Raw genomic sequence first — 21,233 nt, forward strand, 5'->3', positions numbered from 1 at the left:
CGCCGTCCCGCAACGTCCGTTGGCCGGAATTGCGTGAAGCTCTACCGGCCCGCGCACAGGACGCCCCGCTGCTCAACCGCTGGCAAGTGCCACGTCCGTCCCATCCGCCCGCATCATCCGCGCCACCAGCCGGGGATGCGGGCTGCGCCGGACCTTCAGCGCCTCCTCCAGCCCGCGCGCCGCCAGCGCCTGGCGCAGCGCGTCCACGTCGTGGTGCTCGGCCTCCAGCGCCACCAGGCGGCAGCCTGAATCCGCCAGCCGCGGCGCCGCCCCCTGCCCGTCATCCCATTGGATGAGGGAGGGGATGAGGTTGCGCATGTCCTGGCGCTGCGGCGGCATCGCCATGCGCCAGGACAGCGTGCCCCGCTTCCACGCCTTCACCTCCCCGGCCACGGCCGGGCCCAGCCGGGCGGCCACCGCCTCCAGCGCCGGGGTGCGGGCCACCCAGCCGATCAGATGCGGCCCCGCTTCCAGCATCAGCGCCACGGAGGGGTCATCGAGGTCGAAGGGCCGCCCCTGCGCCGGCGCCGGCTGGTCGGGATCGGGGGCGATCACCTCCAGGTAGCAATCCGGGCCGAGGCCCATGACCAAATTGTGGGTGCCGATGCCCTCATGCTTCCCGCCGGGAAGCGGACGCGCACCGAGATGCGCCTCCACATAGGCGGCGCCTTCGTCGAGCGTCCGCGCGCCGATGACGATGTGGTCGATCTCCGCCATGGTCAGCGTGCCTTGAACTGGGTGTTGCCGAACAGCACTTCGCGCTCCTTGTCACTCATCGCGCCGACCCGCTGGTTCGCCGCCAGCACCTCAACGCCGCGGATCACCGCCGGTCGCATCGCGATCGCATCGTGCCAGCGTTTCACCGAGGGGAAATCCGCCAGGTCGATGGCCCGGCGCGCGGGGTTGCGGATCCAGGGGAAGGTCGCGATGTCCGCGATCGAATACTCGGCGCCCGCCAGGTACTCGGCCTCCGACAGCCTTTTCTCCAGCACCCGGTGCAGGCGGCCCACCTCCTTGGCGTAGCGGTCCTTGGCGTAGGGGATCTGTTCCGGCGCATAGGCGTGGAAATGCCCGTACTGCCCGAACATCGGGCCGACGCCGCCCATCTGGAACATCAGCCATTGCAGGCAGGCGTAGCGCCCGGCGGGATCGGCCGGCACCAGGCGCCCTGTCTTCTCCGCCAGGTACATCAGGATCGCGCCCGATTCGAACAGCGCGATCCGCTGCCCGCCCGGCCCATCGGGATCGACGATGGCGGGGATGCGATGGTTGGGCGTGATGGCGAGGAATTCGGGCGCGAACTGCTCCCCCGTCCCGATATTCACCGGCACCACCGTGTAGGGCAGGCCCAGCTCCTCCAGCGCGATATGCACCTTGTGGCCATTCGGCGTCGGCCAGGTCCAGACCTCGATCGGCTTGGCGGCTGCCATGGGGGCGTCTCCGTCGGTTCTTGTCGCGGACGTTGATCCCGCCCCGCCGGGGTTGCAAGACCGGGCCGCGATGCCTCCCACGCGGGCAGGGCCGCGCATCGACCACGCGGCAACCCCGCTTCCCCCCGACGATGCTGCGCTGCGGCCTGCTTGCCGCTATAAGCCCGGCATCAAGAACCGAGGCCCCCTTGCCCGATCATGACCTGCCCCCGGCCATCCGCGCCCTCGATGACCGGGCCTGGCTCGACCTGCTGCTGAAAAGCCTGGTGTCGCGCGATGTCGCCGGCGCCACCTTCCCCGCCTTCCCGGATGCCGAGACGCAGCGCCGCTTCGTCGGCGCCGATGGCCCTTCGACGCTGCATGAGGCCTTCAGCTTCTACACCCTGCTGAAGGAACGCGCCGCGGCGCTGGGACAGCCCCTGTCCGATGGCCGCGCCTTCCTCGATTTCGGCTGCGGCTGGGGGCGCTTCCTGCGCTTCTTCTGGAAGGATGTGGGGGCGGAGGCGCTGCATGGCTGCGATGTCTGGCCCCAGGCGATCGATCTGTGCCGGGACCTCGGCGTGCCGGGCAACCTCGACCGGCTCTATCACTGGGGCCGCCTGCCCTATGCCGATGCGTCGATGGACATCGTCATGTCCTATTCCGTCTTCACGCATCTGCCGGAGAAGCCGCATCGCCACTGGGTGGCGGAGATCGCGCGCGTGCTGCGCCCCGGCGGCATCTTCGCCCTGACGCTGGAGCCGCGCCGCTTCCTCGATTTCGTGGAATCCCTGCCGGAGGGCGCGACGGGGTGGGAAGGCGATCTGCGCCGCCACGCGCCGCGCATCCCCGCGCTGCGCAACCAGTTCGACGCGGGCGACATCGCCTTCCTGCCGAGCGGGGCGGAGGGCGACTTCGCCAGCGCCCTCTATGGCGATGCCGCCGTGCCGCTGGCCTTCATCGAACGCCACTGGTCCGACTGGTTCACCATCCGAGACTACGTGGACGACCCCGGCCGCTTCTTCCAGGCCGTCCTGGTCGTGCAGCGGAAGTAGCTGGCCTTGCTGCCTCCCCCGCGATTGCGGGGGAGGGTCGGCGCAGCCTTGGCGGTTAAGCCAACGGCCTCAGGCATTCCCGCCGAGATACTCCATCGCCACCTGCACGCCGCCCGCCTTGTGCGGGATGCCGGCCGCGCGCAGCCCCATCTCGACCCCGCCCAGCGCGCCGACCAGCTGCAATTCGCTGATGTCGCCGAGGTGCCCGATGCGGAACACCCGGTCATTCAACTGGCCGAGCCCATTGCCCAGCGACATGTTGAATTTGCTCAAGATTGTCGCCCGCAAATCGTTCGCGCTATGGCCCTCCGGCAGCCGCACCGCGGTCAGCACACTCGAGAAATGCCGGGGGTCCTGGCACTGCGTCTCGAAGCCCCAATGCCGCACCGCGCGGCGCGTGGCTTCCGCCACCTTGTCGTGGCGGGCGAAGACGTTCTGCAGCCCTTCCTCCAGCAGCATGTCGAGCGCGGTGTCGAGCGCGTAGAGCATGTTGGTGGCCGGCGTGTAGGGGAAGTAGCCGGTCGCATTCGCCGCCAGCATCGGCTTCCAGTCCCAGAAGCTGCGCGTCAGCTTCGCCGTCTCGCTGGCCTTGATCGCCTTGGCGCTGATCGCGTTGAAGGACAGCCCCGGCGGCAGCATCAGCCCCTTCTGGGAGCCGGAGACGGTGACATCGACGCCCCATTCGTCATGCCGGTAGTCCATGGAGCCGAGCGAGCTGATGGTATCCACCAGCAGCAGCGCCGGGTGCCCCGCCGCGTCGATGGCCTTGCGCACCTCATCGATGCGGGAGGTGCAGCCCGTGCTGGTCTCGTTATGCACGACGCAGACGGCCTTGATGGCGTGGCCCTTATCCGCCGCCAGGCGCTCCGCGATCTGCTCCACATCCGCGCCGCGGCGCCAGTCGGTCTTGATGAAATCGGCCTGGATCGACAGCCGCTCCGCCATCTCGTTCCACAGATGCGCGAACCACCCCGTCTCGCACATCAGCACGCGGTCGCCGGGGGACAGCGTGTTGACCAGCGCCGCTTCCCAGGCGCCGGTGCCGGATGCCGGGTAGATCACCACCGGCCCCTCGGTCTGGAACACCTTCCGCACCTTGGCGAGCAGCTGCTTGCCCATGGCGCCGAAATCGGGGCCCCGATGGTCCATGGTCGGGTTGTCCATCGCCCGCAGCACGCGGTCCGGCACGTTGGAGGGGCCGGGGATGTGCAGGAAATGCCGCCGTGAATCGGGCTTGGACTGGAAATAGGCCATGGGGCGATCCCTCTCTTGTCCCCCTCCCCTACCGCCCTTCCATGCCACCCGCCAATGAGTAACCCTTGTCGGATTGATGAGCATTATAGATCGGATTTCCAGGCAGGCCCGCGCTACATCCTGCCGGAGATGAGGGACCGTCACCGCATGAACGCCATCGCCGGCCAGCACAGGCTCACCGACAGCCAATTCGGGCAGCGCCTGCGCCGCCATGTGGAGGGCGAGGTCCTGTTCAGCGCGGGCGATCGCGGCCGCTACGCCACCGATGCCTCCATCTACCAGATGCAGCCCGTGGGCGTGCTGGTGCCGCGCAGCATCGATGACGTCGCCGCCGCCATGGCGATCTGCCGGGAGGAAGGGGTCGCCGTGCTGCCCCGTGGCGGCGGTACCAGCCAATGCGGCCAGACGGTCAACCACGCCCTCGTCATCGACTGCACGAAGCATCTGCGGAACGTCTTGTCGGTGGAGGGCGATACCGCCCGCGTGCAGCCCGGCATCACCCTCGGCGCACTGAACGACGCGCTGAGGAGCGCCGGCAAATTCTTCCCGGTCGATCCCTCCACCTGGCAGCGCTGCACCATCGGCGGCATGGCGGGCAACAATTCCTGCGGGTCCAAATCCATCCGCTACGGGCTGATGGCCGATAATGTCCGCGCCATCGATGCCATCCTGGCCGATGGCGCGCGCTTCACCTTCGGCGACATCCCCGACAATCTCGGCCCCGACATCCCCGGCAGCGTCGGCGACCTGATCGCGAAGCTGCGTGCCCTCGGCGCGCAGGAGGCCGAGGAGATCGCCGCCCGCTTCCCCGAACAGCTCCGCCGCGTCGGCGGCTACAACCTGGATGCGCTGACGCCCGATGCCCGCGCGCATGGCCGCGGGTCGCTGGCCCGCCTGCTGGTGGGCAGCGAGGGGACGCTCGCCTTCTCCGCCGCGCTCGATCTGAAGCTCTGGCCCATCAAGCCGCGCAAGGTGCTCGGCATCTGCCAGTTCCCCTCCTTCCGCCGCGCGATGGAGGCGTCGAAGCACCTGGTCTCGCTCAATCCGGAAGCGGTGGAACTCGTCGATCGCACCATGATCGACCTCGGCCGCTCCATCCCGATCTATCGCGACACCATCGACCGGATCCTGATCGGGGAGCCCGACAGCCTGCTGATCGTCGAATTCCACGGCCATGACGATGCGACGCTGCTGCAAGGGCTGGACCGGCTGGAGGAGATGATGGGCGACCTCGGCCTGCCCGGCCAGGTCGTGCGCATCACCGATGCCGGCTTCCAGGCCAAGGTGGCCGAAGTCCGCGAAGCCGGCCTCAACATCATGATGTCCATGAAGGGCGACGGAAAGCCGGTCTCCTTCATCGAGGATTGCGCCGTCGCCCTCGACGACCTCGCGGACTACACCGAACGCCTGAACGATGTCTTTGCCGAATACGGCACGAAAGGCACCTGGTACGCCCACGCCTCTGTCGGCTGCCTCCATGTGCGGCCGGTGCTGAACATGAAGTCCGGCGAAGACGTCAGCAAGATGCGCGCCATTGCCGAAAAGTGCTTCGCGCTGGTGCGCGAATACAAGGGCAGCCATTCCGGCGAGCATGGCGACGGCATCGTCCGGTCCGAATTCAACGAACCCATGTTCGGCCCCCGCATCGCCCGCGCCTTCGAGGCCGTGAAGGACGCCTTCGACCCGGGAACCGCCGAACTCCCGCACGGCCTGCTGAACCCCAACCGCGTCGTCCACCCGCCCCGCATGGATGACCGCACCCTGCTGCGGTACCACCAGGACTACACCCCCGCCGCCATCACCCCCGCCATGGACTGGTCCGCCTGGCCCGGCCCGCAAGGCGGCCTGCTGGGCGCGGTGGAGATGTGCAACAACAACGGCACCTGCCGGAAATTCGATGCCGGCACCATGTGCCCCTCCTACCGCGCGACGCGCGACGAGAAGCACCTGACGCGCGGCCGCGCCAACACGCTGCGCCTGGCCCTCACCGGCCAGCTTCCCGGCGGCCTCGCCTCCGATGACGTCGCCGACGCCATGGAACTCTGCGTGGGCTGCAAGGGCTGCAAGCGCGAATGCCCGACCGGCGTCGACATGGCGAAGATGAAGATCGAGGCCGCCGCCGCCCGCAACGCCGCCCATGGCCCGCGCCTGCTGGACCGCCTGATCGGCTCCATGCCCCGCTGGGCGCCCTTCGCCGCCATGGTGCCGATCCTGGCCAATGCGCGGGACCTCATCCCCGGCGGCAAGCGCCTGTCGGAGGCGCTGCTCGGCCTGGCTGCCGGGCGCACCCTGCCCCGCTTCCGGCTCGACGCCTTCCATGACTGGGAATGCCGCGCGCCGGATGGCCGCGCGGGCGAGGTCATCCTCCTCCCCGACCTCTTCAACCGCTATTTCGAGCCCGAGAACATCCGCGCCGCGCTGCGCGTGCTGCGCGCCGCGGGCGCCGATCCCGCCGTGGCCCGCCCGCCGCGTGGCACGCGCCCCCTCGATGATGGCCGCACCTGGCTCGCGGCCGGGATGGTGGACCAGGCCCGCGCCGAGGCCCGCCGCACCATCGAGGCCCTGTCCCCCTTCGAGGCGCCGGTCCTCGGCCTCGAACCCTCCTGCCTCATGACCTTGCGCGACGAATTCCTCGCTTTGCTGCCCGGCGAGGCCAGCGAGAAACTCGCTGCCCGCGCCATGCTGATCTCCGAATGGCTGGCGGCAACCAAGCCGACGCTCCGCCTCAAGCCCATCGGGGCGGAGGCGCATATCCACGGCCATTGCCACCAGAAGGCCTTCAACGCCTTCACCCCCGCCGTCGCCATGCTCGCCGCCATCCCCGGCCTGAAGGTGACGCCGATCACGTCTTCCTGCTGCGGCATGGCCGGCGCCTTCGGCTATGAGGCGTCGAAACTCGCTGCCTCGAAGGCCATGGCCGAACTCTCCCTGCTGCCCCACATCCGCAGGACCGCTGCCAGCGCCTTCATCGTCGCGGATGGCACCTCCTGCCGCCACCAGATCGGCGACCTCGCGCAGCGCAACGCCCTGCATTCCATCCGCCTGCTGGACAAGGCCCTGGCATGAGCGCCGATATCCAACGCCTGCTGGATTTCTGGTTCAGCGAGGGCCCCGACACCTGGCGCCAGGCCTGGTTCGTGAAGGATGAGGGCTTCGACGCCGCCTGCCGCGACGGCTTCGGCGCGCTGGTCGTCCCGGCCCGCGAGGGCGCGCTGGACGCCTGGGCGGAGACCCCGGCGGGCGCGCTGGCCCTCCTCCTCCTGCTCGACCAGTTCCCCCGCAACCTGTTCCGCGGCAGCGCGGAAGCCTTCGCCAGCGATGCGCATGCCCGCGTCATCGCCCGCCGCGTGGTGCTGGACCGCAAGCTGGACCTGGCGCTGACGCCGCTCCAGCGCGTCTTCCTCTACCTCCCCTTCGAACACAGCGAGGCCCTGGCGGACCAGGACCTCGCCGTCGCGCTGTTCGAGGGTCTGCGCGATGTCCCCGCTTTGGCGCGGCCCGGCAGCGTCATCGCCTATGCCTGGGCGCACCGCGTCGTCATCCAGCGCTTCGGCCGCTTCCCCCACCGCAACGCCGCGCTCGGGCGCGCGACCACGCCCGAGGAAGCTGCCTGGCTCGCCGCCGGAGGGGGATTCTAAACATAAGCGGTGGCCAAGCCTAAATTCGAGTAAGGCTTCATGTCAATCAAATAGAAAAACAAGATGTCCACTAAAATCCCAAGAGATAGCCTGCTCATTTGGGAGCCGGTTATGCCGGACCGTCAGAACAACCTGACCCGCGACGTAATCCGCCGGGAGGATCGTAATTCTATCGGATCTACCACGCCCATTCGCCACAAAAATTGCTGTTGGTGTCTTTTGGAGCGGCGGCACCAAATCAACGAAACATCGATACGTATTTGGCTCATCATTCCGCGCGAGACCGTACTCAGCCGGACGCCACAAGCACCTTGAACGTGTAGCGTTAACGGAACTCGCGAAATTAGCGTTTGCCGTATTATTCAAGGCATCAAGGAGGCGGACTTCGTTTGCGGCAAAAGCGATGGCTACGCTTCTTGTCACACCGGACAGCGCAAATTCGGCACGGGATTCTGCTCGCTCAATCCGCCCCGAAAATTGCCAGATAACACCAGCGCTGATAGCAACACCGGTGGAGATCGTCACAATGGGCGCGAAGTCCTTGAAATAACCAAGCAACCTCTGATTTAGAGGGATGTCAGACGCACTCGTTTTTTCCGACTTACCATCAGGCTCGTTGGACATCGTTTTTCCTAGCCTCAATACGCGTTCAAACAATTTGACAGGAAGCGCATACAGCGCACCATATTCAATACGAATAAGCAACAATTAATTGCGCACGCGATAGTTGTCACGCTGCGATCGCCGCCGCGACCGCCGGCCCCAGCCCCTGGAATTCCGCCGCGCGGGGGCTCTTCGGCCGCCAGGCCAGCGCCAGCACGCGCCCCGGCGCCGCCCCCTCCAGCCGCCGCACCTCCACCGGCGCGCCCGCCAGCACCCCGCCATCCAGCGCCAGTTGCGGCAGCAGCGTCACGCCCAGCCCCCCGGCCACCATCTGCACCAGCGTGTGCAGGCTGGTGGCGGCGAAGCCTTCCTCCCCGCCCGGCAGGATGCCCCGCGGCAGGCCGCAGGACGCCGCCGCGTGGTCACGCAGGCAATGGCCATCCTCCAGCAGCAGCACCCGCTCGCCCCCCAGCGCCTCCACCGGCACCGAGTCGCGCGCCGCCAGCCGGTGGCCCGCCGGCAGCGCCACGCTGAAGGCATCCTCCCCCAGCGGCAGCGTCTCCAGCGCCGCCGCCGGCCCCGCCAGGGGCAGGGCCAGCAGCAGCAGGTCGAGCCGCCCATCCTCCAGCCCCTGCACCAGGCGTTCCGTCAGATCCTCCCGCAGCCACAGCCGCAGCCGCGGATAGGCGCGCCGCAGCGCGGGCATCAGCCGCGGCAGCAGGAAGGGCCCGATGGTCGGGATCACGCCGAGCCTGAGCGGCCCCGTCAGCGGGTCCCGCGCCGTGGCCGCCGTCTCCGCCACCGCCTCCAGCGCCGCCAGCGCCACCCGCGCCCGCGCCACCACCTCCCGCCCCAGCGGCGTGAAGACCGGGCGCTTGGAGGCGGAGGCGCGTTCCAGCAGCTGCGCCGCCATCTGCCGCTCCAGCGCGATCAGCCCCGCCGACAGCGTCGATTGCGTCACCGCGCAGGCGGTCGCGGCCCGCCCGAAATGCCCGTGATCCGCCAGGGCGATGAGGTAGCGAAGCTGCTGCGGGCTGGGCAGGATCATCGAGCCATCCGATCACCGGGACCCCGTCTTCCCAGCCGAATGATCGGCCCGGTCGATGGAAATCCGGAAAACAATTCATTGGAAGCGACTGAGCAGGTGCAGCATATCGCAGTGCAGCAATGCCCCGCGACCGGTCCCGCGAAACATTCCGCGACCGGCCGCGCCGCCTTGCGCAACCGCAGACAGGAGCTCCCCCTCATGCTGACCGTTGGCGACAAGTTTCCCGACTTCAAGCTCACCGCCGTCAAGGCGGGCAAGGAAGGCCTCGGCGGCCCCGGCAAGTCCTTCACCGAGATCACCGAGAGCACCGATGCCGGCAAGTGGAAGGTCGTGTTCTTCTGGCCGAAGGACTTCACCTTCATCTGCCCGACCGAGATCGCGGCCTTCGGCAAGCTCGCCGGCGAATTCGCCGACCGCGACGCGGTGCTCTACGGCGTGTCCACGGACAGCGAGTTCGTCCACCTGAACTGGCGCGTCCACAACGAGGACATCAAGAACCTCGAGATCCCGATGCTCGCCGACGTGAAGCGTGAACTGTCGACGGCGCTCGGCATCCTCGACAAGGCCGCCGGCGTGCCGCTGCGCGCGACCTTCATCGTCGATCCGGACCATACCATCCAGTGGGCCTCCGTGAACGGCCTGAATGTCGGCCGCAACCCGCAGGAAGTGCTCCGCGTGCTCGACGCGCTGCAGACCGATGAGCTGTGCCCCTGCAACTGGACGAAGGGCGAGGAAGCCCTGAAGCCGCAGGAACTCTTCGACAAGGCCGCCTGATACGCCCCCTCCCCCGCGCTTGCGGGGGAGGGCCGGGGTGGGGGTCCGCCCCACCTCTCCAGTTCCATCGAGGCCCCCATCCCCGGCGACCTCGGCGCGGGATGGAGCGGGCCCCCAGCCAGAGGTCCCTCCCCATGTCCCTCGAAGCCATCCGCAACCGCCTGCCCGACTATGCCAAGGACCTGAAGCTCAACATCGGGTCGCTGGCGACGGAGCCCGCGCTGACGCAGCAGCAGCGCGCCGGCACCTTCGTCGCCTCCGCCATCGCTAGCCGCAACGCCGACCTCACCGCCGCGCTGGTCGCGGAATTCGGCGCGCAGCTGTCGCCGGAAGCCCTGGCCGCCGCCAAGGCCGCCGCCGCCATCATGGGCATGAACAATGTCTACTACCGCTTCACCCACCTGGTCGGCGGCGACTACCCCTCCATGCCCGCCAAGCTGCGCATGAACGTCATGGCCAAGCCGGGCGTCGAGAAGGTGGATTTCGAGCTCTGGTCGCTCGCCGTCTCCGCCATCAATGGCTGCGGCATGTGCATGGAAAGCCATGAGAAGGTCGTCCTGCATGGTGGCCTCGGCAAGGAACAGGTCCAGGCCGCCGTGCGCATCGCCGCCGTCGTCCACGCCGTCGCCGGCGTGCTGGATGCGGAAGACGCGCTCGCCACCACGCTCCGCGCCGCCGCCTGATCAACGCCGCAGCCCTCTCCCCCCCCACCGGGGGGGAGAGGGTTGGGTGAACGGGGACATGCCGGCGCCGGCGCAACACCGCCCCCCGCCCGACACCCTTCCTCAACCTCTCACGGCCTACCGTCCGCCCATGGCCGCCGCACAGCAACGTTCACTGGGTGACAGGGAGCGCTTCGTCGCCTTCGCCTTCGCCTCGGCCGATCTGCTGGTGGAGGTCGGGGCCGATGGGCGTGTCACCTTCGCCGCCGGCGCCTTCCGCGCCCGGCTCAACCGCACGCCGGAAAGCCTGATCGGCCGCGACGCGGCCGATGTCCTGGCGCCGGAGGATCGGGGCGCCTTCCAGACCGCGGTCGCGCTGCTGCCGCCGCATGGGCGCCTCGGCCCCACCGCGTTCCGCCTCGCCGATGCCGCGCGCACGGTCGTCTCGGTCTCCGGCCTCCAGCTCGCCTCAGCGGATGCCGGGCAGCGCCTCTGCCTGACCTTCGCCCCCATGCCCGCCCCGCCCGAATTCCGCGCCTGCGACGGCGAGGTCCTGATGCGGGAAGCGACGCAGCAGCTCCGCGCCGGCGGCAAGGTCCAGCTCGGCCTGCTGGAGGTGAAGGGCGTGGCCGGCACCGAAGCCGAACAGCGGATCGACAGGCTGATCGCCAGCCAGCCCGACCCCGGCGGCCTGGCCGCCCGGCTCGGCCCCGGCCGCTATGGCGTCGTCCCTGGCGAGGCCGGGACATTCCCCAATCTGCAGGAGGTGACCAGGCACCTCGAAGCCTTTCTCGGCCCGGACGATCCGGGTATCGCCGTGGTCGCCACGCCCATCAACCTCTCGACCGACGGCCTCACCCCGTCCCAGGCCGCCCGCGCGCTTCGCCACGGCCTGGCCGCCTTCGCGCGTTTCGGCGCCGATGGGCTGCGCGATGCCGGCTTCGCCGATGGCCTCGGCGGCGTCGTCGCCCGCGTCACCGCCCGCGCGACGGCGCTGCGCCGCACCGTCGCCGAACGCCGCTTCCGCCTGGATTTCCAGCCCATCGTGGACCTGGAGACACGGCAGCTGCATCACCACGAGGCCCTGATGCGCCTGGAACCCGGCGTGCTGGAACCCGGGGAGGGCCCGCAGGAATTCATCGCCCTGGCCGAGACCATCGGCCTGACGGAGGATCTCGACCTCGCCGTCGCCTCCATGGCCATCGCAGCCGCCAATGCGGTGCCGGAAGGCCGCCACCTCGCCTTCAACATCTCCGGCCTCTCCACCCAGTCCCGCGGCTTCCGCACCCGCCTGCTCGCGCTGCTCGACCGCGATCCGCGCGGCGCGAGGCGCGTGATGGTGGAACTGACCGAGAGTGCCGAGATCGAGGATGAGGACGCCGCCGCCGCCACGCTGCGGGCACTGCGGGGGCGCGGCGTGCCCGTCTGCATCGATGATTTCGGCGCCGGCGCGGCTGCCTTCCGCTACCTGAAATCCTTTCCCACCGACTATGTGAAGGTGGACGGCACCTTCGTGCAGGCCGCGCTGACCAGCGACCGGGACCGCAGCTTCGTCGCCGCCATGGTGGATCTGTCGCTGGCCGTTGGCGCCAAGGTGGTGGCGGAACGCATCGAGACGGAGGAGGAGGCCGAGATCATGCGCGGCCTCGGCGTGCATTACGGCCAGGGCTGGCTGTTCGGGAAGCCCGGCCCGCTGTAGCAGGCGCCATGCGCCTTGCCCTGTCCCTGCTGCTGCTGGCGCCCGGCCTGGCGAGGGCGGAGGCGCCGCGCCTGGCGCTGCCCGTCACGCCCGCCTGCATCTCCTCCCCCTTCGGCCCGCGCGACCTGCCCAATCCCCGCGCCTCCGGCGACCACAAGGGGATCGACCTGCCCGCCCCCGCCGGCGCCTGGGTCCGCGCCGCCGCCGCGGGCACCGTCACCAGCATCCGCCGCACCCGCGCCGGCACGGGGCTGGAGGTGGAGTTGCGCCACGCCGATGGGCTGGTGACGCGCTACGCCCATCTCGGCACCGTCGCCCCCGCCCTCGCCAATGGCCGCCGCCGGGTGGCGGAGGGCGAGGCGATCGGCCGCATCGGCCGCACCGGCATCACCACGGGCACGCATCTGCATCTGGAAGTGCTGCGGGAAGGCCGCCACCTGGACCCCGCGCCGTTCTTCGAGGTCAGCCCCTGCCCCTGATTCCGCTGGCGCGGGCCGGTATGTTTCTGTTATGTTCCGTACATCACGCACGCGGATTGCGTCCGCCGCCTCCCGCCAGAGCCCCGAACGCCCGCCGGCGGCACCGCGAAAACGGTGCTAAACGCACCTAATCGGCATAATCGGCTTAAACGGGTTAGCGACTAAAAAGTCACATCAGGGCCTGTGGACACTTGGCTGCGGGCGCACTCGGCGGCGTCTTTCCGCGCGGGGTCGCGTGGGGTCAGGGTGACGATGGAACCCCATCGCCACCCCGCCCCCGCTACGACGCCCCCCTTGGCAGGCACGAAAATCCACTCGCCGATTGCATCCCGGGCCAAGTGTCGACAGGCCCTACCCGCCATACCCCGCCTGTCGCGGCAGCCAGAGCGCGATCTCCGGGAAGGCGATCAGCATCGCGGTCCCGAAGGCCAGCATCAGCATATAGGGGTAGATGCTGCGGTTCACCTCCGACAGCGGCGCGCCGGTGATGGCCTTGATGACCACCAGGTTCAGCGCCACGGGGGGGGAGATCAGCGCCATCTCCAGGCTCAAGGTCAGCAGGATGCCGTACCAGACCTTGTCGATGTCGAGTTGCGCCAGCAGCGGCAGGATGGCCGGCATGGTCAGCAGGATGATGGAGAAACTCTCCAGCACCAGCCCCAGCACGAAGAGCAGCACCATCATGGCGATGAGGAAACCCGTGCGCCCCAGCCCAAGATCGGCAACGAGCTTCGTCAGCTCCTGCGGCACCTGCAGCTTGGTCAGCATGAAGCCGTAGATCGCCGCGCCCGCGATGATCATCAGCAGCATGGCGGAGGTCCTCGTCGCCTCCTCCACTCCCTGCACCACGTCCCGCCAGGTCAGGGTGCGGTAGATCAGCCCCGCGATGACCAGCGCATAGAGCGTGCCCGTGCCCGCGGCTTCCGTCGCGGTGAAGACACCCATGTAGATGCCGCCGAGCACGAAGATCGGCAGGCTCAGCGACCAGCCCGCGCGGGCCAGGGCGTGATGCGCGGCCTCCGGCACCGGCTCATCCGCCGGCACCACCGCCTTGCCCTCCGTCACGAAGCAATAGACGGCGAACATCGCCGCCATCAGCAGCCCCGGGATGATGCCGGCCAGGAACAGCGCGGCGACCGAGGTCTCCGTCACATAGGCATAGAGCACCATCGGCGCGGAGGGCGGGATGAGGATGCCGAGCGTGCCGCCACCGGCGACGACGCCGAAGGCGCCCTTGCGGGACATGCCGTATTTCAGCATCTGCGGGATGGCGATCTTGCCGATGGTCAGCGCGGTCGCGACCGATGAACCGCTGATGGCCGCGAAGATCGTGCAGGCCGCGACGGTGGCGATGCCGACGCCGCCGCGCACCTTGCGCAGCATGGCGAAGGCGGCGTTGTAGAGGTCATCCACCACCCGCCCGCGCACCATGATATGCGCCATCAGCATGAACAGCGGGATGGCGATCAGCAGATAGCCATCCAGCTTGCCGATCACCATCTCCCCCAGCGCCGGCACGCCGCCTTCGAGGGCGATGAGCACGCCGAGCGGCAGCAGGAACAGCGCCGCGAACATCGGCATGCCGAGGTAGAGCAGCCCGATCAGGACAGCCAGCAGGATCAGGAAGGTCACGCGATCACTCCCCGCGCGCCAGCGTGTCGCGCGGCAATTCCTCGTCGCCCGTCGGCAGGTGGTCCGGCCGCCCGCCGAGTGCCAGCACCAGGCTCTGCACCAGCGCCACCACCAGCATCAGCCCCGCGCCGATGGGCAGCAGAAGCTGGATCCACCATTCCGGCACGCCGTCGATATCGGTCATCATGCCGACCATCAGGCTGAACTCGATGGCTTCCCAGCCCGCATGGACCAGCACCGCCGCCACCGCCGCGACACTCAGCGTGCCGATGAGGTGCGCGGCCCGCGCCAGTTTCGGGCCGAGCCTGGAGACCGCGACATCGACGCCGATATGCTCGAAGCACCGCTGTGCCTCCGGCGCCGCCAGCATCACCAGCCCCAGCACCAGCCAGCCCGCCACCTTGTCCACCCAGGGCTGCGGCGCGCCGAAGGCGTAGCGCATCACCACGGAGTAGCCGACGAGGAACAGGCAGGTGACGGTCGCCATCGATCCGATGGCGACCGCGATTCGGCTGAGGAAGGCCGACAGGCGCTGCACGAAACTCACGCGGCCGGGATGCCGCGCAGCAGTTCCAGGATGCGGGCCCCGCCTTCCGGCGCGATGCGCAGGAAGGCGTCGATCACGGGCTGCTGCATGGCGGCCCGCCACGTCGCGAGTTCCTGCGGCGTCTGCTCATGGATCGTCATGCCCTTGGCGCGGAGTTCGGCCACCGCCGCGGCGGCCGTCTCCTCCGTCACGCGCAGCTGGTCGATCTCCGCCTTGCGCGCCGCGGCATCGATCGCCGCGCGGTGCTCGGCGCGCAGCCCGTTGTACCAGCGCGGGTTGACGTAGACATGGCTGATGACGGCGAAGTAGGGCGTGACGGTGCCGAAGCGCTGCACTTCGTAGAAGCGGCGCGACACGGCGGCGGAAAGGTCCGTCAGCCCCGCATCCAGCACGCCGGATTGCAGCGCCTGCGGCACTTCCGGCCCGGGCATGGAGGACGGCGCCGCGCCAACGGCCGTCAGCGCATTGTCCGTCAGCGAATTCAGCCCGCGGATCTTGAGGCCCCGGAAATCCTCCAGGTTCACGATCGGCCGCCGGCCACTGGTGAAGATGCTCTGGCGGGTGGTGTAGAGCCACATCAGGTTCTTCACCGCGCGGCGTTCCAGCGCCGTCTCCAGGAACCTGGCCGCGTCGCTGCCGACGAAGCGCTGGATGCGCGGGAAATCCGTGAAGAAGTAGGGCACGGTCATCGCGTTCATCTCCGGCAGGGTCGTGCCCCACTGGAAATTCACCGCGGCCGCGGCCTCGAAGGATCCGCGGGCGACGCCCGGGAAATTCTCGCCGGCGCGGGCGAGCTGTTCCGCCGGGAAGACCTGCACCGCCACCTGGCCGTTGGACCGCGCGGCGACATCCTCCGCGAAGGAGGCGATGACGCGCGCATTGTGGTGCGCGGGCGGGAATTGGTGGGACAGGCGCATCGTCACCGCGGCCTGGGCGCGGGCGATGCCCGGCGCGGCGATGACGGCAGCGGAGGCGGCGAGCAGGTGGCGGCGGCGCATGGCGTTGTTCTCTCCCCGATCTGGCGGGCGAGGTTTGCGACAGCAGGCGCCGCCGGTCAACGTCAGGGATGGATGCGCGGGGGATGGTGGTGGGCGCTACAGGGATTGAACCTGTGACCCCTACCGTGTCAAGGTAGTGCTCTCCCGCTGAGCTAAGCGCCCCACCGCCGGGAAGGCCCGCTGATTAGCGCCCATCCCGGGGGGAGACAAGCCCCCCAAAACGGCACTGCGCAGGCGCGTGGACAGCATGACCACCGACAACATCCTGTTCCTCCTCGCGCGGCTGCTGATGGGCGGGCTTTGCGGCCTGGCCGCGGTGCTGGCGCTGTGGCGCCTGGCCGCCGCGTCGCGCCAGGGAACGCCGGAGCCGGTGCTGGGCCTCATCGCCCTCGTGCTCGGCATCGGCGTGGCGGAGGCGGTGCAAGACAGCTGGACCAATGTCGTGCAGGCCCCGACCGCGCCGATCGGCCTCAATGCCTGGCTGTGGGTGGCCTTCGACCTCGCCGTGCCGCTGTTGTCGCTGCGGGTGATGCAGGTGATGGCGCAGCGCGACGCGGCGCTGGCCAGGCTCGCGGCGCTGTCGGTGACGGACCCGCTGACGGGCCTCGCCAATCGCCGGGGGTTCGAGGCGCAGGCCCATGCCGCCATCGCCGCCTGCCGCCGCCGCGGCCAGCCCCTGGCGCTGCTGGCCTTCGACCTCGACCGCTTCAAGCGGATCAATGATGGCTGGGGCCATGCGGCCGGCGATGTGGTGCTGGCCGGCGCCGCCCGCGCCATGGCGGGGCAGCTCCGGGCCGGGGATGTGCTGGGCCGGCTGGGGGGCGAGGAATTCGCCGCCCTGCTGCCCGCCACCACGGTGGAGGAGGCCGTCACCCTGGCGGAGCGCCTGCGCCAGGCCGTTCGCGCGGAAGTCCCGCATCCCGCCGGCGGCGACGTGGTGACGACCATGTCCATCGGCGTCGTCGCGCTGGGCGCCGGGGAGGTGGCTGAAACCCTGAAGGCCGCCCTCGCCGCCGCCGACACCGCGCTCTATGTGGCGAAGGAGAAGGGGCGCGACCGCGTCGAAGTGTCGCAGGCGGGGTGACAGCAGGGGTCGCGCTGTGGCTTGATCGGGGCCTTCATGGACCTCCCCCTCAACACCGAGGCACAAGCCGCGGACACCCCGCCCTACCGCGTCGCGCGGCCGGAGAGGCAGACCGTGCCCCTGGTCTTCGCCTCCCCGCATAGCGGCACGAACTACAGCGCGGATTTCCTCGCCCGGGCGCGGCTGGACGCGACGGCGCTGCGCCGCAGCGAGGACAGCTTCGTCGATGAGCTGTTCGCCGCCGTGCCCGGCTATGGCGCGCCGCTGCTGACCGCCACCTTCCCGCGAGTCTATTGCGACGCGAACCGGGAGCCCTGGGAACTCGACCCCACGATGTTCGACGGCCCCCTGCCCGCCTGGGTGAACAGCGCCAGCCCCCGCGTGGGCGCCGGCCTTGGCACCATCGCCCGCGTGGTCGCGAGCGGCGAGCCCGTCTACCGCCACAAGCTGCCCTTCGCGGAGGCCGAGGACCGCATCCGCCGCTGCTGGCAGCCCTATCACGCGGCGCTGGGCGAATTGATCGCCGATACGCGATCGGCCTTCGGCGTCTGCCTGCTGATCGACTGCCATTCGATGCCCGCGCACCCCGCCCATGGCGGCAACCCCGCCGATTTCGTCCTGGGCGACGCGCATGGCACCGCCTGCGCCCCCCGGGCGACCCGGCTGGTGGAGGAGACGCTGGCCGGCATGGGCTACCGGGTGCGCCGGAACGACCCCTATGCCGGCGGCTACGTCACCCGCCACTACGGGCGCCCGCGGGAAGCCGTGCACGCCCTGCAGATCGAGATCGCCCGCAGCCTCTACATGAATGAGACGCGGGTGGAGCGCGCGCCGGGCATGGGGCCGCTGACGCGGGACCTGAAGCGCCTGGTCAGCGTGCTGGCCGGGACGGACTGGACGTTTCTGCGCTGAGGTCGATGGCCGGGGGCTTCCGGCCTCTGCTGGCAGCGCGTCAACCGCGCCCCGTAACCCCTTGATTGTTTCCCCGCCCCGCCGGGCAAAAAAAAGGGCGGTCCCGTGAGGGACCGCCGAGTTTAGGGAGGAAACGTCCAAGAAAGACAGACAACCCGGCGGTGCCTTGTTGCTGCGATGCACAAAATAGGGATGGCCTCCCCTCGCCGCAAGGTCTTTTTGCCCCCGCAGCCCAGCCATGCACCGCGCGCATGAAAACGTTAACGATCTGCGCCCGGCGCTTAACGAACGCCCAAGCAATCATCCGAAAGGGAGCATTCGTGGCAAGCTTTGCCTCCTCGCGGTGCAGCGCTCAGGCCGCGAATTCCGCCCGGATCGCCGCCCCGTGCTCATCCAGCGCGGGAACCCGGCCGTATACGCGCGCGCCATCCGCGAATCGCGCCGCCGGCGCGGCCATGGAGACGACCCCCGCCGGAGTCTCCACCGCGAGCCGCCGCAGCGCCGGATGCGCCGCCAGCTCCGCCACCCCGTTCACGAAGCCATAGGCAATGCCCGCCGCGTTCAGCCGGGCCGCCGCCTCCGCCCGGGTCAGCACGGCGAAGTGCCGCGCGACCTCCGCATCCACCGCCGCGCGGTTCGCGACCCGGTCATTGTTGCTGCCCCAGCCCGGCCGCGTGGCGATCGCCGCATCGCCTATGAACCCCGCGCAGAGGCCGATCCATTCGCGTTCGTTCTGGATGGAGATCAGCACCAGCGCGCCGTCGGAACACGCGAAGGCGCCGTAGGGGCAGATGGAGGGGTGCGCCAGCCCGACCCGCGCCGGCGCGCGGCCCGTGCCCTCGAAATACAGCAGGGGGACATTCATCCAATCCGCCATGCCGTCGAAGAGCGAGACGGCGATGCCCTTGCCGCGGCCGGTGATGCCGCGCTCGATCAGCGCCTCCAGCACCGCCGCATGGGCATTCATCCCGCAGGCGATGTCGACGACGGACACGCCAACCCGCCCCGGCCCCGCCGGATGGCCGGTGATGGCGGCCAGCCCGGACTCCGCCTGCACCAGCAGGTCATAGGCCTTCATCGCGGCATACTCGCCTTCCTCCCCGTAGCCGGAGATGTCGACGGTGATCAGCCGCGGGTGCTGTTCGCGCAGCGCGGCGCTGCCGAACCCCGCCCGCGCCATGGCGCCCGGCGCCAGGTTCTGGATGAAGACATCCGCCTTCGCGAGCAGCCGCCCGAGAAGCGCCTTGTCCTCGGGGTTCTTGATGTCGAGGGCCAGGCTCTCCTTCCCCCGGTTCAGCCAGACGAAGTAGCTGGATTGCCCCGCCGCCGCCTGGTCATAGCCCCGGGCGAAGTCGCCATCCGCGCGTTCGATCTTGATGACCCGCGCGCCGGCATCGGCGAGCTTCACCGAACAGGTCGGCGCGGCGACGGCCTGTTCCATGGCCACCACGAGCAGCCCAGCCAGCGGCTTCCCCGCCTGTTGCGCAAGATCGATCAAGCCATCCCCCCTTGCCGCGATCGTCCCGCAGCCACCAATTGCGCGCCGACACGATGCATCGGGATGCGTCCATGCCGAAGAGCTGGGATCAGAAATACCACGGCGCCAAGCCCGCCCATGTCGCCGTGCTCGAAAAACCCTTCGCCGGCCTCCGCGCCGGACAGCGCCTGTTCATCGCGACGCCGGCGCTGCTGGAGGCGCGCATCCGCGCCATCCCCGCCGGCACGACGCAGGACATCGCTGCGCTACGCGCAGACCTCGCGCGCGAACACCGCGCCGACGCCACCTGCCCCACCTCCACCGCCATCTTCCTGCGCATCGTCGCGGAGCGGGCGCTGGAGCGGATGGCGGAGGACCCCGCGCCCTTCTGGCGCCTGGTCGGGCCGGAGACGCCGCTGGCCCGGAAGCTGTCCTGCGGCCCCGACCTCATCCGCCACCATCGGGAGATGGAGGCCGGCCGCGGCGCACCGGCACCGGAGAGGGCTAGCGTCGCCGCAAGCCGAGCAGGCTGAGCAACTGGCGCGTGAACCAGAACGCCGCCAAGGCGCAGAACAGGGTGCCGCAGGTCCACAGCACCTGATCGCCCAGGCTGAGCGGCCTGACCAGCACGGCTCGCCCCGCGACCAAGGCCACCCAGGCGCACAGCATGATCTGGGCGACATAGAGGGCCACCTGGATTCCGCGCCAGAACAGCGCCAGGGCGGGCCGCCACCCCATCAATAGCTCCGCGGCATCCCCAGCACATGCTCGCCGATATAGCTCAGCACGAGGTTCGTGCTGATCGGCGCCACCTGGTAGAGCCGCGTCTCGCGGAACTTGCGCTCGATGTCGTATTCCTCGGCGAAACCGAAGCCCCCATGGGTCTGCACGCAGGCCTCGGCGGCAGCCCAGGCGGCATCGGCGGCGAGCATCTTGCCCATATTCGCCTCCTCCCCGCAGTTCTCGCCGCGCTCGAACTTCTCCAGCCCCTGCTTCACGATGGCCTCCGCCGCACGCATCTGCGCGTACGCCTTGGCGATCGGGAACTGCACGCCCTGGTTCTGCCCGATGGGGCGGCCGAACAGCACGCGTTCCTTGGCATAGGCCACGCTGCGCTCCGTGAACCAGCGCGCATCGCCGACGCATTCGCTGGCGATCAGCAGCCGTTCCGCATTCATGCCGTCGAGGATCTGGCGAAAACCCTTGCCCTCCACGCCGACCAGGTTCTCGGCGGGGACTTCCATGTTGTCGAAGAAGACCTCGCAGGAATTGTGGTTCATCATCGTGCGGATGGGGCGGATGGTCAGGCCGTTGCCCAGCGCCTTGCGCATGTCGACGATGAAGGTGGACAGCCCATCGGTCTTCTTCGCCACCTGGTCCTTCGGCGTGGTGCGTGCGAGCAGCAGCATCAAATCGGAATGCTCCGCCCGGCTGGTCCAGATCTTCTGGCCGTTGACGATCCACTTGTCGCCCTCGCGCTTCGCCGTCGTGCGCAGCGCGGTGGTGTCCGTGCCGCTCGTCGGCTCCGTCACGCCGAAGGCCTGGAGCCGCAGCGATCCATCCGCGATGCCAGGCAGGTACTGCGCCTTCTGCGCCGGGCTGCCATGCTTGAGGATGGTGCCCATGATGTACATCTGCGCATGGCAGGCCGCGCCATTGCTGCCGCTGGCGTGGATCTCCTCCAGGATCGCGGCAGCACCGGACAGCTTCAGCCCGGCGCCGCCGAATTCCTCGGGGATCAGCGCGGCCAGGTAGCCGCTTTCCGTCAGCGCGTTCACGAACTCCGTCGGATAGCCGCGCCGCGCATCCAACTCGCGCCAGTATTCGCCGGGAAAGCGCGCGCAGAGCTTGCGGACCTCGGCCCGGATCTCGGCATAGGGATCGGTCGCGGGGTGATGCATGTCCATGGCGGTTTCCTCGGGGAGATTCGCGGCAATCTGGCGTGGGCGGTGCGGCGCGGAT

At 69.4% G+C, this 21,233-nt stretch carries 21 protein-coding genes and 1 tRNA gene; 10 read left to right on the plus strand and 12 right to left on the minus strand.

Going from position 1 to position 21,233, the window contains the following annotated elements; all coding sequences use genetic code 11:
- Positions 1–72: 72 nt before the first annotated feature.
- Together BM041_RS07545 and BM041_RS07550 are read right to left on the minus strand one after the other, a co-directional pair.
- Positions 73–717: a VOC family protein gene (locus BM041_RS07545; protein ID WP_092958008.1), complete on the minus strand. Its 645-nt coding sequence runs from the start codon at positions 715–717 to the stop codon at positions 73–75.
- Positions 718–719: 2 nt separating this feature from the next.
- Positions 720–1,430 (minus strand): glutathione S-transferase N-terminal domain-containing protein, encoded by a 711-nt coding sequence (locus BM041_RS07550; protein WP_092958010.1) that lies wholly within the window; start codon positions 1,428–1,430, stop codon positions 720–722.
- 188 nt (positions 1,431–1,618) lie between these two features.
- Here BM041_RS07550 and BM041_RS07555 point away from each other — a divergent pair, with 188 nt between their 5' ends.
- Positions 1,619–2,464 carry a class I SAM-dependent methyltransferase gene (locus tag BM041_RS07555; protein WP_175533800.1) on the plus strand — a complete coding sequence of 282 codons (846 nt, stop codon included), beginning with the start codon at positions 1,619–1,621 and terminating at the stop codon, positions 2,462–2,464.
- 69 nt (positions 2,465–2,533) lie between these two features.
- Here the strand turns inward: BM041_RS07555 and BM041_RS07560 are convergent, their stop codons facing one another.
- The gene (locus BM041_RS07560) at positions 2,534–3,718 is read right to left on the minus strand and encodes a pyridoxal-phosphate-dependent aminotransferase family protein (protein WP_092958014.1); all 1,185 of its coding nucleotides are present in this window, start codon (positions 3,716–3,718) and stop codon (positions 2,534–2,536) included.
- 147 nt (positions 3,719–3,865) lie between these two features.
- Here BM041_RS07560 and BM041_RS07565 point away from each other — a divergent pair, with 147 nt between their 5' ends.
- Positions 3,866–6,784, plus strand: coding sequence for an FAD-binding and (Fe-S)-binding domain-containing protein (locus tag BM041_RS07565; RefSeq protein ID WP_092958016.1), 2,919 nt, complete (start codon positions 3,866–3,868; stop codon positions 6,782–6,784).
- Entirely contained in the window at positions 6,781–7,356 is a 576-nt protein-coding gene (locus BM041_RS07570) for a DUF924 family protein (RefSeq protein ID WP_092958018.1), read from the plus strand. The genes BM041_RS07565 and BM041_RS07570 overlap by 4 nt, the downstream gene beginning before the upstream one ends.
- Before the next feature lie 42 nt (positions 7,357–7,398).
- Here BM041_RS07570 and BM041_RS29895 read toward each other — a convergent pair whose 3' ends face one another.
- Together BM041_RS29895 and BM041_RS07575 are read right to left on the minus strand one after the other, a co-directional pair.
- Positions 7,399–7,980, minus strand: coding sequence for a hypothetical protein (locus BM041_RS29895; protein ID WP_139225988.1), 582 nt, complete (start codon positions 7,978–7,980; stop codon positions 7,399–7,401).
- Between the two features lie 106 nt (positions 7,981–8,086).
- Positions 8,087–9,007, minus strand: a complete 921-nt coding sequence (locus BM041_RS07575) for a hydrogen peroxide-inducible genes activator (RefSeq protein ID WP_092958020.1) — start codon at positions 9,005–9,007, stop codon at positions 8,087–8,089.
- 198 nt (positions 9,008–9,205) lie between these two features.
- Here BM041_RS07575 and BM041_RS07580 point away from each other — a divergent pair, with 198 nt between their 5' ends.
- The 4 genes from BM041_RS07580 (at position 9,206) to BM041_RS07595 (ending at position 12,621) form a co-directional block, all read left to right on the plus strand.
- Positions 9,206–9,781: a peroxiredoxin gene (locus BM041_RS07580; RefSeq protein ID WP_092958022.1), complete on the plus strand. Its 576-nt coding sequence runs from the start codon at positions 9,206–9,208 to the stop codon at positions 9,779–9,781.
- A 134-nt stretch (positions 9,782–9,915) separates the two neighbouring features.
- Positions 9,916–10,464 carry a carboxymuconolactone decarboxylase family protein gene (locus BM041_RS07585; RefSeq protein ID WP_092958024.1) on the plus strand — a complete coding sequence of 183 codons (549 nt, stop codon included), beginning with the start codon at positions 9,916–9,918 and terminating at the stop codon, positions 10,462–10,464.
- Positions 10,465–10,594: 130 nt separating this feature from the next.
- A complete protein-coding gene (locus BM041_RS07590) occupies positions 10,595–12,142 on the plus strand; it encodes an EAL domain-containing protein (RefSeq protein ID WP_175533801.1) in 1,548 nt (515 codons plus the stop codon).
- Between the two features lie 8 nt (positions 12,143–12,150).
- Positions 12,151–12,621: a M23 family metallopeptidase gene (locus BM041_RS07595; RefSeq protein ID WP_092958028.1), complete on the plus strand. Its 471-nt coding sequence runs from the start codon at positions 12,151–12,153 to the stop codon at positions 12,619–12,621.
- A gap of 351 nt (positions 12,622–12,972) precedes the next feature.
- Here the strand turns inward: BM041_RS07595 and BM041_RS07600 are convergent, their stop codons facing one another.
- The 4 genes from BM041_RS07600 to BM041_RS07615 form a co-directional block, all read right to left on the minus strand.
- Positions 12,973–14,253, minus strand: a complete 1,281-nt coding sequence (locus tag BM041_RS07600; protein ID WP_092958030.1) for a TRAP transporter large permease — start codon at positions 14,251–14,253, stop codon at positions 12,973–12,975.
- A 4-nt stretch (positions 14,254–14,257) separates the two neighbouring features.
- On the minus strand, positions 14,258–14,800 hold the full coding sequence (locus BM041_RS07605) for a TRAP transporter small permease (RefSeq protein ID WP_092958032.1): 543 nt from the start codon (positions 14,798–14,800) through the stop codon (positions 14,258–14,260).
- Positions 14,797–15,798: a TRAP transporter substrate-binding protein DctP gene (dctP, locus tag BM041_RS07610; RefSeq protein WP_092958034.1), complete on the minus strand. Its 1,002-nt coding sequence runs from the start codon at positions 15,796–15,798 to the stop codon at positions 14,797–14,799. Before dctP ends, BM041_RS07605 begins: the two co-directional genes overlap by 4 nt.
- 87 nt (positions 15,799–15,885) lie before the next feature.
- A tRNA-Val gene (locus tag BM041_RS07615) sits at positions 15,886–15,960 on the minus strand.
- 85 nt (positions 15,961–16,045) lie between these two features.
- Here BM041_RS07615 and BM041_RS07620 point away from each other — a divergent pair.
- Both BM041_RS07620 and BM041_RS07625 read left to right on the plus strand, forming a co-directional pair.
- The gene (locus tag BM041_RS07620) at positions 16,046–16,882 is read left to right on the plus strand and encodes a GGDEF domain-containing protein (protein WP_139225990.1); all 837 of its coding nucleotides are present in this window, start codon (positions 16,046–16,048) and stop codon (positions 16,880–16,882) included.
- Positions 16,883–16,918: 36 nt separating this feature from the next.
- Positions 16,919–17,794, plus strand: a complete 876-nt coding sequence (locus BM041_RS07625; protein WP_092958977.1) for an N-formylglutamate amidohydrolase — start codon at positions 16,919–16,921, stop codon at positions 17,792–17,794.
- Between the two features lie 352 nt (positions 17,795–18,146).
- Here the strand turns inward: BM041_RS07625 and BM041_RS07630 are convergent, their stop codons facing one another.
- Positions 18,147–19,292 (minus strand): CaiB/BaiF CoA transferase family protein, encoded by a 1,146-nt coding sequence (locus BM041_RS07630; protein ID WP_281244508.1) that lies wholly within the window; start codon positions 19,290–19,292, stop codon positions 18,147–18,149.
- Positions 19,293–19,363: 71 nt separating this feature from the next.
- On the opposite strand from BM041_RS07630, the gene BM041_RS07635 reads away from it, so the two are divergent.
- The gene (locus BM041_RS07635; RefSeq protein WP_092958038.1) at positions 19,364–19,804 is read left to right on the plus strand and encodes a hypothetical protein; all 441 of its coding nucleotides are present in this window, start codon (positions 19,364–19,366) and stop codon (positions 19,802–19,804) included.
- On the opposite strand, the gene BM041_RS07640 is transcribed toward BM041_RS07635, so the two are convergent.
- Together BM041_RS07640 and BM041_RS07645 are read right to left on the minus strand one after the other, a co-directional pair.
- Entirely contained in the window at positions 19,776–20,009 is a 234-nt protein-coding gene (locus BM041_RS07640) for a hypothetical protein (protein WP_092958040.1), read from the minus strand. The genes BM041_RS07635 and BM041_RS07640 overlap by 29 nt on opposite strands.
- Positions 20,009–21,178 carry an acyl-CoA dehydrogenase family protein gene (locus BM041_RS07645; RefSeq protein WP_092958041.1) on the minus strand — a complete coding sequence of 390 codons (1,170 nt, stop codon included), beginning with the start codon at positions 21,176–21,178 and terminating at the stop codon, positions 20,009–20,011. The genes BM041_RS07640 and BM041_RS07645 overlap by 1 nt, the downstream gene beginning before the upstream one ends.
- Positions 21,179–21,233 lie beyond the last annotated feature (55 nt).

This window comes from Falsiroseomonas stagni DSM 19981 (assembly GCF_900114315.1).
Classification (GTDB): Bacteria; Pseudomonadota; Alphaproteobacteria; order Acetobacterales; family Acetobacteraceae; genus Falsiroseomonas; species Falsiroseomonas stagni.

Excerpts from the sequence above, each read along its gene's own strand:
- BM041_RS07640 (WP_092958040.1), bottom strand. The coding sequence starts at position 20,009 with ATGGGGTGGCGGCCCGCCCTGGCGCTGTTCTGGCGCGGAATCCAGGTG.
- BM041_RS07545 (WP_092958008.1), bottom strand. The coding sequence starts at position 717 with ATGGCGGAGATCGACCACATCGTCATCGGCGCGCGGACGCTCGACGAA.
- BM041_RS07585 (WP_092958024.1), top strand. The coding sequence starts at position 9,916 with ATGTCCCTCGAAGCCATCCGCAACCGCCTGCCCGACTATGCCAAGGAC.
- BM041_RS29895 (WP_139225988.1), bottom strand. The coding sequence starts at position 7,980 with ATGTCCAACGAGCCTGATGGTAAGTCGGAAAAAACGAGTGCGTCTGAC.
- BM041_RS07575 (WP_092958020.1), bottom strand. The coding sequence starts at position 9,007 with ATGATCCTGCCCAGCCCGCAGCAGCTTCGCTACCTCATCGCCCTGGCG.
- BM041_RS07645 (WP_092958041.1), bottom strand. The coding sequence starts at position 21,178 with ATGGACATGCATCACCCCGCGACCGATCCCTATGCCGAGATCCGGGCC.
- BM041_RS07570 (WP_092958018.1), top strand. The coding sequence starts at position 6,781 with ATGAGCGCCGATATCCAACGCCTGCTGGATTTCTGGTTCAGCGAGGGC.
- BM041_RS07595 (WP_092958028.1), top strand. The coding sequence starts at position 12,151 with ATGCGCCTTGCCCTGTCCCTGCTGCTGCTGGCGCCCGGCCTGGCGAGG.
- BM041_RS07565 (WP_092958016.1), top strand. The coding sequence starts at position 3,866 with ATGAACGCCATCGCCGGCCAGCACAGGCTCACCGACAGCCAATTCGGG.
- BM041_RS07580 (WP_092958022.1), top strand. The coding sequence starts at position 9,206 with ATGCTGACCGTTGGCGACAAGTTTCCCGACTTCAAGCTCACCGCCGTC.
- BM041_RS07620 (WP_139225990.1), top strand. The coding sequence starts at position 16,046 with ATGACCACCGACAACATCCTGTTCCTCCTCGCGCGGCTGCTGATGGGC.
- BM041_RS07560 (WP_092958014.1), bottom strand. The coding sequence starts at position 3,718 with ATGGCCTATTTCCAGTCCAAGCCCGATTCACGGCGGCATTTCCTGCAC.
- BM041_RS07625 (WP_092958977.1), top strand. The coding sequence starts at position 16,919 with ATGGACCTCCCCCTCAACACCGAGGCACAAGCCGCGGACACCCCGCCC.
- BM041_RS07635 (WP_092958038.1), top strand. The coding sequence starts at position 19,364 with ATGCCGAAGAGCTGGGATCAGAAATACCACGGCGCCAAGCCCGCCCAT.
- dctP (WP_092958034.1), bottom strand. The coding sequence starts at position 15,798 with ATGCGCCGCCGCCACCTGCTCGCCGCCTCCGCTGCCGTCATCGCCGCG.
- BM041_RS07590 (WP_175533801.1), top strand. The coding sequence starts at position 10,595 with ATGGCCGCCGCACAGCAACGTTCACTGGGTGACAGGGAGCGCTTCGTC.
- BM041_RS07550 (WP_092958010.1), bottom strand. The coding sequence starts at position 1,430 with ATGGCAGCCGCCAAGCCGATCGAGGTCTGGACCTGGCCGACGCCGAAT.